General features: G+C 72.7%; 9 protein-coding genes. 2 read left to right on the top strand and 7 right to left on the bottom strand.

All coding sequences use genetic code 11. The features are described from left to right. Positions 1–44 precede the first annotated feature (44 nt). The 7 genes from ABD332_RS20310 to ABD332_RS20280 all read right to left on the bottom strand — a co-directional run bounded on the left by ABD332_RS20310 (position 45) and on the right by ABD332_RS20280 (position 9,695). A complete protein-coding gene (locus tag ABD332_RS20310; RefSeq protein ID WP_344503657.1) occupies positions 45–494 on the bottom strand; it encodes a DUF948 domain-containing protein in 450 nt (149 codons plus the stop codon). Between the two features lie 103 nt (positions 495–597). Then, positions 598–2,580: a hypothetical protein gene (locus tag ABD332_RS20305; protein ID WP_344503549.1), complete on the bottom strand. Its 1,983-nt coding sequence runs from the start codon at positions 2,578–2,580 to the stop codon at positions 598–600. Between the two features lie 908 nt (positions 2,581–3,488). After that, positions 3,489–4,889 (bottom strand): replication-associated recombination protein A, encoded by a 1,401-nt coding sequence (locus ABD332_RS20300; RefSeq protein ID WP_344503656.1) that lies wholly within the window; start codon positions 4,887–4,889, stop codon positions 3,489–3,491. 154 nt (positions 4,890–5,043) lie between these two features. Beyond that, positions 5,044–5,820: a sugar nucleotide-binding protein gene (locus ABD332_RS20295; RefSeq protein WP_344503655.1), complete on the bottom strand. Its 777-nt coding sequence runs from the start codon at positions 5,818–5,820 to the stop codon at positions 5,044–5,046. Between the two features lie 2 nt (positions 5,821–5,822). Then, a complete protein-coding gene (gene aspS / locus ABD332_RS20290) occupies positions 5,823–7,652 on the bottom strand; it encodes an aspartate--tRNA ligase (RefSeq protein WP_344503548.1) in 1,830 nt (609 codons plus the stop codon). Positions 7,653–7,697: 45 nt separating this feature from the next. Continuing rightward, a complete protein-coding gene (gene hisS, locus ABD332_RS20285; protein ID WP_344503547.1) occupies positions 7,698–9,014 on the bottom strand; it encodes a histidine--tRNA ligase in 1,317 nt (438 codons plus the stop codon). 6 nt (positions 9,015–9,020) lie between these two features. Next, a complete protein-coding gene (locus tag ABD332_RS20280; RefSeq protein ID WP_344503546.1) occupies positions 9,021–9,695 on the bottom strand; it encodes an MBL fold metallo-hydrolase in 675 nt (224 codons plus the stop codon). A 166-nt stretch (positions 9,696–9,861) separates the two neighbouring features. On the opposite strand from ABD332_RS20280, the gene ABD332_RS20275 reads away from it, so the two are divergent. Together ABD332_RS20275 and ABD332_RS20270 are read left to right on the top strand one after the other, a co-directional pair. Next, entirely contained in the window at positions 9,862–10,761 is a 900-nt protein-coding gene (locus tag ABD332_RS20275) for a peptidylprolyl isomerase (RefSeq protein ID WP_344503545.1), read from the top strand. Between the two features lie 94 nt (positions 10,762–10,855). Beyond that, positions 10,856–11,671, top strand: coding sequence for a peptidylprolyl isomerase (locus ABD332_RS20270; RefSeq protein ID WP_344503544.1), 816 nt, complete (start codon positions 10,856–10,858; stop codon positions 11,669–11,671). The last annotated feature ends 239 nt before the right edge of the window (positions 11,672–11,910 follow it).

Genomic DNA, 11,910 nt, shown 5'->3' with positions numbered 1-11,910 from the left:
CTTTCTTGTCTCGTTTGTCAGGTGTACGGGCAGCGTCCGCGCGACTAGGCGCGCTTGCGCCGCGACTGCTTGATCTGTTCGCGCACCTCGGCCTCGTCGGCGGCGGCGCGGCGGTTGGCGGCGGCCTTGCGCACGCCGTAGCCGAACGCGGCGACCTTCACGAGCGGGTTCGCCGCGGCCGCACTGACCACTGTGGACAGGTTCGCCACGTTGGCGCTCACGTGCGACACGTTCTCGGTGATCGTGTCGATGCGCGCCAGCTGCATGTTTACCCCGTCAAGCGTGGTGTGCACCTGGCTGAGGGCCACGTTGACATTGTCGATCGTGCTGTTGATCCGCTCCAGCATGGGGGTCGTCTGGTCCGCGGCGTCGCGCAGCGCGCCGGTCGCCGCGTCGATCGTGTGCCGGACCCGGAGGATCGGCACCGCGAGCACCAGCACGAGCACGAAAAAACCACCCGACGCCACCAGCGCCGCGATACCGCCCAGGGACACGGTCACGCCCGTTTCCTCCTTCACCCGCGTGGATGCGCTCATCCAACGGAGGAACCCTACCCTCCGTGATGAGGCGGCGCTTCTCGACCGGCCGGTGTCGCCGTCAACCGCCGCCCTGCTCGCCACCTGGGCCGTAGCTGATCCGGTTGAAGACTTTGATGGTCGCCACCGCGAGGGGGCAGATCGCGGTGGGCGCGGGGCCCGGCTCGCCCTCCCCCGACGGCTGCGGCGCCGGGTCCTGCGACGCGGGCTGGCTGGCCGGTGCCTTCGGCGTCGGCTTGCCCGACTGGGACGGGTTCACCTGCGACGGGTTCACCGTCGGGCGGGCGCCCTTCACCTCGCAGACGGCCGCGCGCACCCACAGGTCCAGGACGTATTCGTCGCGCTGCCAGCACGTCTCGATCCCGTCGACGCCCTCGGCCTGGCAGTCGGGGATGTCCCACTCGACCCAGCCGGCGTCCTTGAGCTTGCCGACGAACGCCCGGTTGGTCTCCTCCGGCCCGCGCGCCGACTCCCAGGTCCGCTGCCGGGACCGGCACTCCCGGATGCACCAGCGGCTGCCGAGCGCCCCGTCGGTCGGGTTGCGGGCCGCCCACTCCGGCAGGTTGAGGTTGTCGAGCTCCACGAACACCGGGTCCCTGGTGAACTCCCGGATCACGAAGAACGCCGCGGGCGCGCTCACCACCGCGAGCACCACGAAGATGATCGTCGCGAGCCGCAGCTGCCGCACCCGCTTGGCCTGCGCGAGCTGCAGCAGCCCGAACGGCGCGATCTGCGTCGTGGACTCCCAGTCGAACGCACCCGGTGTGGTGGCGATGCCGCGGTACGTGGTCGCGGGGTTGGGGTCGAACCGCGCCAGGTCCACGAACGGCTTCGGCGGCGCCTCCCCCGGCTGTCGCGGCACACCGTAGGGCGAGGGCCGCCCGCCCGGTGCGTTGACCGGTGGCCGCCCGCCGGGCGCGCCGTGCGGGCCGCGCTGCTGCGGTCCCCGCTGCTGCGGACCGCCGCCGGGGTGCGCCGGACCCTGCGCGCCGCCGGGACCACCGCCGGGCGGGCCGCCCTGGGGGCCGTGCTGGTTGCCGGCCGGGGCGCCCGTTTGAGGGCCACCGCGCCCGAACGACTCGCCCTGGGCACGGCCGTGCGGGTCGCTCTGGGGGCCGGTGCCGGTCCGCGGGCCGCTCTGGCCGCGCGCGCCGAACGGTCCGGGCTCCTGCGGTCCCGTGCCCGCGCCGCGCGGTCCGGTGTGTTGCGGGCCGGTCTTGTCCGGTCCGGGTTGCTGCGAGCCGGCGCCTCTGGAGCCGGCGGAGCCGTGGCCGGCGCGGCCGGCGCGGCCCTGGGCGGCGGCGGGACCCGCCTCGCCGCCGAAGCGGCCGGCCGGCTCGGCGCCGCCGCCGCGGCGCTGCGCCTGCGGGACGGAGCCGGCAGCCGCCTCGAACGACCTCCGGCCACCGCTGGACTCCAGGTCCGGCTCACCACGGCGCTGCGGCGGGATCGGACCGGCGGCCGCCTCGAACGACCTACGACTGCCGCTCGACTCCAGGTCCGGCTCACCACGACGCTGCGGCGGGATGGCACCGGCGGCCGCCTCGAACGACCTACGACCGCCGCTGGACTCCAGGTCGGGTTCGCCACGACGCTGCGGCGGTGGAACGGCGCCGGCAGCCGCCTCGAACGACCTACGACCGCCGCTCGACTCCAGGTCCGGTTCGCCACGACGCTGCGGCGGTGGAACGGCGCCGGCAGCCGCCTCGAACGACCTACGACCGCCGCTCGACTCCAGGTCCGGCTCACCACGGCGGGGTTCGGGCGCGGCCCGCCGCCCGCGCGACGGCGACTCCTCGTCGGCGGCCCGGTGCCCGCCCGGTGCCGCCTCACGGGCTGGGGCGTCCCACGCGGACGGCGCGCCGCCGCGACCCGCCGCCGGTCCGGCCCCGGGCACTGCCGGGCGACCCGCCGACGGTCCGGTGCCGGGCACCGGCGTGCGACCCGCCGCCGGCCCGGCCTCGGGCACGGACGTGCGCCCCGTGACGGGCCCGGGCACCGACGTGCGGCCCGTGGCCGGGGTGGCGGGGGTGGCGTCGGGCACGGGCGTGCGGCCCGTGGCAGGCCCGGGAACGGCGGTGCGACCGGTGGCCGGCGGCACCTCGGGAACGCCGGGGCGACCGGTGACGGGTCCGGGCACCGAGGTGCGACCGGTCGCGGACGCACGGCCGGCGGCGGGCGGAGGGCCTGCCGGCGGGGCGACCGGCGCACCCGGCACGGATCCGGTCGCCGGCTCGCGGCGCGCCACCGGGTCGGCCTGGGGCTGCCAAGGGCCGGCCTCGGGGGCGGCCCGGCGACCCGCCGGCTGCGACGTGTCAGGCGCGGTGCGGCGACCCCCCGGCTGGGACGTGTCGGGCGCGGCGCGACGGCTGGACTGGGAGGTCTCGGGCTGCCACGCCGCCGTCGGCTCAGGGGCGGCACGACGACCAGCCGCCGGCACGCCACCCGACGGCGACTCACGATCGACCGAACCGCGACCAGCGGCCCGACGACCGGACTGGGAAGTCTCTGGCTGCCACGCCGCCGTCGACTCAGGGGCAGCACGACGACCAGCCGCCGGCACACCACCCGACGGCGACTCACGATCGACCGAACCGCGACCAGCGGCCCGACGACCGGACTGGGAAGTCTCTGGCTGCCACGCCGCCGTCGACTCAGGGGCAGCACGACGACCAGCCGCCGGCACACCACCCGACGGCGACTCACGATCGGCCTCGCCGCGACCGGCGGCGCGGGGGGCCTGCCAGGCCTGGGTGGGCTCGGCGCGGCGGGGGGCCGGCTGGTCCAGCACGTCGTGGCCGCCGTCGCGCGGGGCCGCGGGCGGCTGTTGAAGGACGTCCTCGTCGCCTCGGGCGCTGCGGAGTTCGGCGAGCCAGCCGAGGTCCTCGTCGCTCGGGCCTTCTTCGGCCTTGCCGCGGCCGCGCCGCTTCTTGGCCTCATCTCGACCCGATGTCACCGGTGCCGCTCCTCCACCATGCTGGTCGCGCCGTCGGTTGCGGGGTCTGCTGCCGACACTGTGGTCCCCCGCACGATACGCCGCAGTTTCGGCAATCGTTCCGCCACAGCGCGCTCTGCGCCATGGCCCGTAGGGCGGTAGTACTCCCGGTCGTCGAGCCCTTCCGGGGCGTACCGTTGCTGCACAACGCCTCGGGAGTCGTCGTGGGGGTATTTGTACCCTTTGCCGTGGCCGAGCTTGGATGCGCCGCTGTAGTGCGAATCGCGTAAATGCGCGGGAACTGCACCGCCGTGCCCGGCGCGGACGTCGGCCATGGCGGCGCCGATCGCGGCAACGACCGCGTTGGACTTCGGGGCGACCGACAGGTGGATCACCGCCTGCGCCAGGACGATCTGCGCCTCGGGCAGGCCGACGAACTGCACGGCGTGCGCGGCGGCGGTCGCGGTCTGCAGGGCGGTCGGGTCGGCCATGCCGACGTCCTCGCTGGCGTGCACGATCAGGCGCCGGGCGATGAACCGGGCGTCCTCCCCCGCCTCCAGCATCCTCGCCAGGTAGTGCAGGGCCGCGTCGACGTCGGAGCCGCGGATGCTCTTGATGAACGCGCTCACCACGTCGTAGTGCTCGTCGCCGTCCCGGTCGTACCGCAGCGCCGCCACGTCGATGGCCTGCTCGGCGGTGGCCAGGTCGATGACCTCGGCGCCCTGTGCCGTCGTCGCGGCCGCGGCCGCCTCGAGCGCGGTGAGGGCCTTCCGCACGTCGCCGCCCGCCAGGCGTACCAGATGCGCCTCCGCATCAGGAGCGAGCGTCACCTTGCCGTCGAGCCCCCGCGGGTCGGTCACGGCACGGCGCAGCAGCTCGCGCACGTCGTCCTCGGTCAGCGGATGCAGCTTCAGCGGCACGCAGCGCGACATGAGCGGCGTGATGACGGAGAAGAACGGGTTCTCGGTGGTGGCGGCGAGCAGCGTGACGGTGCGGTCCTCGACGGCCGCGAGGAGCGAGTCCTGCTGCGTCTTGCTGAAGCGGTGCACCTCGTCGATGAAGAGCACGGTCGGAGGCCCGCCCCGGCGGCGCTCCCGGCGTGCGACATCGATGACCGACCGCACGTCCTTGACGCCCGCGTTGAGCGCGGACAGCGCCACGAACTTGCGGTCGGTGGCCCGGGCGACCAGGTGCGCGACCGTGGTCTTGCCGCAGCCGGGCGGACCGAACAGGATCACCGACATCGGCGCGTCGCCGCTGACCAGCTGCCGCAGGGGCGCGCCCGGCGCGAGCAGGTGCTGCTGGCCGACGAGCTCGTCCAGGGTCCGCGGGCGCATCCGCACGGCGAGGGGCGCGTCGGCGGCGACGTCGTCGAATCCGCCGGGGGGCGCGGGATCGCCGCCGCCCGGTGGTTGCATCTCGAACAAGCCGTCCACGGCCCCAGACCCTACAGCTTCTAGCTCCCCGACCCTTGCGGGCCGCGGTTTTGTGGGGGGCTGCGCCTCCCCACACCCCCCGTGCGAACGCTCCGCGTCCGCACTCAAACTTTGTGTGCGCTGCGAAAGACCTTGGTCAGACAGGCCGTGGAGTGAGACCGAGCAGCGCCCGGGCCGCCGAGGAGTCCAGCACGACCCTGGCCGGACGGGTCATTCCGCTCGCCGCGAGCGTCGACGCCGGCACCTTCGCGGGGTCCACGCCGTGCCGTTCCGCGACGCGGACGCCGATCTCGTGCCGGGACAGCGCCTCGGGGCCGGCCACGTTGAGCACGCCGGCGTGGTCGGTCGCGGCGACGGCCACCAGGGCCGCGGCCAGGTCGTCGACGGCGATCGGGCAGCGGATCTCGTCGGTGAACAGCGCCCCGGACGCGGCTCCGGTCGCCAGGTCGAGGCAGGTCTGCTCGTGCCGGGACAGCTTCCCGCGGCCGCCGGAGACGATCAGCGACGTGCGGACGATCGCCGCACCCGGGTCGACGGCGGCGACGGCCTCCTCGGCGGCGGCCTTCGCGGCGCCGTAGTCGAAGACCGGCGACGGCGCGTCCGCCTCCGTGTACGGCGCGTCACGCCCCGCGAACACGGCGTCGGAGGAGACGTGCACGAGCCGGGCGCCGATCGAGCGGGCGGCGACCGCGACGTTGGCGGCGCCCGCCGAGACGACCGGCCAGAGGTCGTCGGCCGAGCCGCCTTTGTTGCCGAGGACCGTGGCGGTGTGGATGACCGTCGCCGGTCGTACCACGGCGAACATGGCCGACAGGGCGCCCAGGTCCCTGATGTCGATCCGCGGCGCGGGGACGGCCCCGGCCAGGGCGGCGACGGCGCCTCCGAGATACCCGGAGGCGCCGGTCACGAGCACCGTCAAGCCTTGACCTCTGTCTTCGCCTCAGTCTTCGCCTCTGTGGCTCCGGCGGCCTTGGGCTTGGCGTCCACGCCGGCCTCCAACCGCTGCTGGGCGGTGATCGGGGTCGGCGCGCTGGTCAGCGGGTCGAAGCCGCCGCCGGTCTTCGGGAACGCGATCACCTCACGGATCGAGTCGACGCCGGACAGCAGCATGCAGATGCGGTCCCAGCCGAAGGCGATGCCGGCGTGCGGCGGCGGGCCGTACTTGAACGCCTCGAGCAGGAAGCCGAACTTGTCCGCGGCGTCCTCGGCGCTGATGCCCAGCATGTCGAAGACCCGGCGCTGCACGTCGCCCCGGTGGATACGGACCGACCCACCGCCGATCTCGTTGCCGTTGCAGACGATGTCGTACGCGTAGGCGAGGGCCTCGCCCGGCGACTCCTCGAAGCGGTCGATCCACTCGCGGTTGGGCGAGGTGAACGGGTGGTGCACGGCCGTCCAGCCCTTCGCGCCGCCGCCGGTGCCGCCGGCCTCCGGGTCGGTCGGCTCGAACATGGGCGCGTCGACGATCCAGCAGAACGACCACGCCGACTCGTCGACGAGCTTCGCCCGCTTCGCGATCTCGACGCGGGCCGCGCCGAGCAGCTCCTGTGCCTGGCGCCGCTCGGCGGAGGCGGCGAAGAACACCGCGTCGCCGGGCTTGGCGCCGACGGCGTCGGCGAGGCCGGCCAGGTGCTCCGCGGACAGGTTCTTCGCGACGGGACCCTTCGGCTCGCCGGTCTCGGCGTCGAGGACGACGTAGGCGAGGCCGCGGGCGCCGCGCGCCTTCGCCCAGTCCTGCCAGGCGTCGAGCTCCTTGCGGGTCTGCGCGGCGCCGCCGGGCATGACGACCCCGCCGACGTAGCCGCCGCCGTCGATGGCGCCGGCGAAGACGCGGAACTCGGTGCCGCGCAGGTAGTCCGTCAGCTCGGTCAGCTCGACGGAGTAGCGCAGGTCGGGCTTGTCGGAGCCGTACCGCGCGAGGGCGTCGTGCCAGGTCAGCTTCGGGATCTCGCCGGTGATCTCGTGGCCGGCCAGGTCGGACCACAGCGCCCGGACGATCGACTCGCCGAGCTCGATGATGTCGTCCTGGGTCACGAACGACATCTCGATGTCCAGCTGGGTGAACTCCGGCTGCCGGTCGGCGCGGAAGCCTTCGTCGCGGTAGCAGCGGGCGATCTGGTAGTACCGCTCCAGGCCGCCGACCATGAGCAGCTGCTTGAACAGCTGCGGCGACTGGGGCAGTGCATACCAGGTGCCGGGCTGCAGGCGGACCGGGACCAGGAAGTCGCGGGCGCCCTCGGGCGTGGAGCGGGTCAGCGTCGGCGTCTCGACCTCGACGAAGTCACGGTCGGCGAGCAGGTTGCGGGCGATCTGGTTGGCGCGGGAGCGCAGCTTCATCGCCTTGTGCGGGCCGGAGCGGCGCAGGTCGAGGTAGCGGTACCGGTAGCGCACGTCGTCGCTGGCGGCGTCGCCGTCGTCGACGGGCAGCGGCAGCGGCGCGGCCTCCGACAGCACCTCGAGGGCCGTCGCGACGACCTCGACGTCGCCCGTGGGCAGGTCGGCGTTCTCGTTGCCGGCGGGCCGGGCGCGCACCTCGCCGGTGACGAGCACGCAGTACTCGTTGCGCAGCGCGTGCGCGACCTCCATGTCCTCGCGGAACACGACCTGGACGACACCGGAGGCGTCCCGGAGATCCACGAAGATCACGCCGCCGTGGTCGCGCCGGCGGGCCACCCAGCCGGCGAGCGTCACGGTCGTGCCGGCGTCGCCGGCCCGCAGGGCGCCGGACTGATGGGATCGGATCACGGGATGTCTCTCTCCTTCGCGCATGGGCAGGTGGTAGTCATTCTGTCACCGCAGCGTCGGTGCCATGTCCGCGGCCGGGGGCGCCCAGGTTTGGGCTTCGGCCGCGGCCTGCTCGCCGGACCGGATGTCCTTGACCTGGTCCGGGTTCTCCCCGTTGGCGGGGAACCAGACGAAGGGGATGCCGCGCCGTTCGGCGTAGCGGATCTGCTTGCCGAGTTTCGCCGGTACGGGTGCCACCTCCGTCGCGATCCCGCGGGCGCGCAGCGAGGCGGCGATCCGGTTGCTGGCGGCGCGCTCCTCCTCGCTCCACAGCGCGACGAGGACCGCTGTCGGCACGGGGCGCGTGACGCCGAGCGCGTCGGCCTTGAAGAGCAGGCCGAGCAGGCGCGAGACGCCGATGGAGATGCCGACGCCGGGGAAGACGTCGCGGCCGGCGCTGGCGAGGTTGTCGTACCGCCCGCCGGAGCAGATCGAGCCGAACCGTTCGAACCCGGCGAGCTCCGTCTCGTACACGGTGCCGGTGTAGTAGTCGAGGCCGCGGGCGATCTTCAGCGTCGCCTCGACCAGGCCGGGGCTGTGCTCGCGGGCGGTCTCCACGACCGCGGTGAGCTCGGCGATGCCCTCGTCGAGCAGCGGGTGCTCGACGCCGAGCTTGCGCACGTCGTCGGCGAAGGACGCGTCCTGCGCGCTGATCCCGGCGAGGGCGAGGCACGCCTCGGCCTGCGCCTCGGTGGCCTTCTGCTGGATTTCGGCTTTCACCGCGTTTGGACCGATTTTGTCCAGTTTGTCGACTATTCTGAGAATTTCTTCGGGATCCTCGAGTCCGAGCCCCCGGTAGAACCCCTCACACAGCTTGCGGTTGTTCACCATGATCTTGACTGGCGGAATCGGCAGCGACCGCAGCGCGTCGCCGATGACCAGCGGGATCTCGGCCTCGTAGTGGGAGGGCAGGGTGTCACGGTCGACGATGTCGATGTCCGCCTGCAGGAACTCGCGATAGCGGCCCTCCTGCGGCCGCTCCCCCCGCCACACCTTCTGGATCTGGTACCGACGGAACGGGAACTGCAGCTTGCCCGCATTCTCAAGGACATACCGGGCAAACGGGACGGTCAGGTCGAAGTGCAGCCCGAGGCTCTGCTCGTCCTCGCCTTCGGCCGCCTGGAGGCGGCGCAGGGTGTAGACCTCCTTCGAGGTCTCGCCCTTGCGCAGCAGCTGGTCGAGGGGCTCGACGGCGCGCGTCTCCAGGGGCGAGAAGCCGTACAGCTCGAAGGTGCGCCGCAGCCGGTCCAGGACCTGCTGCTCGACGAGGCGCTGCTCGGGGAGCCACTCCGGAAACCCGGACAGCGGCGTGGGACGGGTCATCTGTCTCTACCAGCCTCGGTTGGGGTTCTGTGTCGTCGCCTCGCGCAGGTACGGGTTGCCCTTGCGCTCCCGGCCGATCGTGGTGCCGGGCCCGTGCCCGGGCAGGACAACGAGGTCGTCGGAGAGCGTGAGCACCTTGTCGCGCAGGCTCGCCATCATCTGCGTCATGCTGCCGCCGGGCAGGTCGGTGCGGCCGATGGAGCCCTTGAACAGCACGTCGCCGGTGAAGATCTCCTCGGCGCTGCGGAACATCACCGACCCGCGCGTGTGGCCCGGCGCGTGGTCGACGATCAGCTCCAGCCCGGCTATCTTGAGGACCAGGCCGTCCTCCAGGGGTGCGACGTCCTCGGGCTCCGTCCAGGTCAGCCGGCCGCCGAACAGCGCCGTCAGGTCGGTGCTGAGCCCCTTCGCCGGGTCGGCGAGCATCTCGCCGTCGTCCGGGTGGATGTAGGCCGTGATCCCGCGTGCGCCGCAGACCGGCGTGACGGAGAACGTGTGGTCCAGGTGGCCGTGGGTCAGCAGGACCGCGGCCGGCTGCAGCCGGTGCTCGGTGAGCACGGCGTCGAGCCGGTCGATGACCCCGATCCCGGGGTCGATGACCACGCACTGCTCACCTGGCGCCGGGGCGACCACGTAGCAGTTGGTCCCGAACGCTTCGGCGGGAAAGCCGGCGACGAGCACGGCGCTCCTCCCTGTCGATTTCCGCGCGACAACCCCTCAGACCCTATCCGGAGGTCAGGCACAGCGAACCGTGACCGGGCGGCGACCACCATTCCGGTTTCTACCCGTACACTCTGGCGGGCGTGTGACGTGGGACCCAAACGTATTTTCCTGGAGGGGAGCACAGGTGGCTTCCAGTAAGAGCCGGCAACGCGCCTTGGCGCGGGCGAAGACCGAGCGGCAGATCGCCCGTCGGGCGGCAGCGGCACGGCGTCGTCGGCAATGGCAGGCCGGCATCGGCGGGGCGGTGGCACTGACCCTGCTGGTCCTTGCCGTGATCTGGAAGACCGGAGGCTTCGACCCCGAACCGATCCGCGCTTCCGAGTGCGCCTGGACCCCGATCGACGCCGGCAACGGCGTGACCGACGTGGGCAAGCCGCGGACCAACGACATCGTCAAGAACGGCGTCAAGACGATGACGATCGCGCTCGGCCAGGGCACCGTGACCACCAAGCTCGACCCGAGCAAGGCGCCCTGCACCGTGGAGAGTTTCACGTACCTCGCGGGCAAGAAGTTCTTCGACAACACCACCTGCCACCGGATGGTCAACGACTCGCTGCTGCAGTGCGGCGACCCGTCGGCGACCGGCAGCGGCGGACCCGCGTACCGGTTCCCGGACGAGAACAACCCGCCGCCGGCCCCCGCGCCGTCTGCTTCCGCGGCGGACCCGTCGGCCCCGGCGGACACCAACGTCCTGTACCCGGCCGGCACGGTCGCCATGGCCAACTCGGGCGTCGACACCAACGGCAGCCAGTTCTTCCTGGTGTTCAAGGACGTCAAGCTGCCGCCGAACTACACCGTCTTCGGCACGATCGTCGGCGGCATGGACGTCCTCACCAAGATCGGTGAAGGCGGCTCCGAGCCGGCCAACGACGGCAAGCCGAAGACCGAGGCCAAGATCAGCTCGCTGACGGTCACCGACGTCGCGCCGCAGGAGGACCCGACGCCCGCCACGTCGGTCCCGGCCTCGACGCCCGCGTCGTCCGCGCCCGCGACGCCGTTGGCCAGCGCTTCCAGCAAGTCGTAACTCCATCCCAATCCCTGCTGAGCAAGGAGTACCAACCGTGACCTCCAACCGGGACCGCCAGCGCGCCGCAGCGCGTGCGCGGCTGGAGCGGGAGATGGCAGACCGCGCAGAGCGCTCAGCCGGCCGACGGCGCAGGAACACGACGATCGCCGCTGCGGCCGGCGGGTTGGTGGTCCTGCTCGGTGTGGCGTGGCTGGTGGTCGTGCTGACCAAGGGCGACGACAAGGCGAGCCCCGAGGCGGCCGCCTCGGGGTCCGCCTCGGCGGCCCCGACCAACTGCACCTGGCTGCCCCTGGTCGACCCGTCGGCGTCGCCCGCGCCTGAGATCCCCAAGGAGGTCAAGGACGTGGGCACCCCGCCCACCTCCGGCGAGCCGCGCACCGGTTCGCAGACCATGACCATGGACACCAGCGTCGGCACGATCAAGATCAAGGTCGACACCGCCAACGCTCCGTGCGCGGCCGCCAGCTTCACGTACCTGGCCAGCAAGAAGTTCTTCGACGACACCAAGTGCCACCGCCTGGTGACGCAGAGCATCTACGTCCTGCAGTGCGGCGACCCGTCCGGCACCAGCCTCGGCGGCCCGACGTACCGCTACGCCGAGGAGAACCTGCCGACCGGCCGCCGCCCCGCGTACACCGAGGGCATGGTCGCCATCGCGAAGACCCAGAACCCGGCTTCGAGCGGCAGCCAGTTCTTCATCGTCTACAAGGACATCGAGCAGCTCTCCGCCGACTACACGGTCCTGGGCCGCGTGACCGAGGGCCTCGACCTGGTCAAGAAGGTCGCCGAGGCCGGCACCCTGCCCGACCCCGCCGCCTCCGGCGACCCCGCCGCAGCCGCCTCCGGCGACGGCGCCCCGAAGACCGAGGTGAAGATCAAGACCCTGACGATGAGCCCAGCTTCCTGACGCTCGTCAATTTCTCCCACCGAACGGCCGCGGGCTCCCACCCGCGGCCGTTCGCTTTCCACGACCCCTCCCCCGAGGCGCACCATGCCCGCGGCCCGACACCACTCCCCGCACAGACGTTGACCAATACCCAAATCCGCCCGTTCCAGATAGAGCACCGTTACACAAAAGCCGCAAATCCACCCATTGACCGAGGCTCACCGCAGACGAGGCCGGCAGCCCGGAAGCCCACTCGCGCC

The organism is Dactylosporangium maewongense, assembly GCF_039531485.1.
GTDB classification, from domain to species: Bacteria; Actinomycetota; Actinomycetes; order Mycobacteriales; family Micromonosporaceae; genus Dactylosporangium; species Dactylosporangium maewongense.
This window is presented reverse-complemented; position numbering and strand designations above follow the sequence as displayed.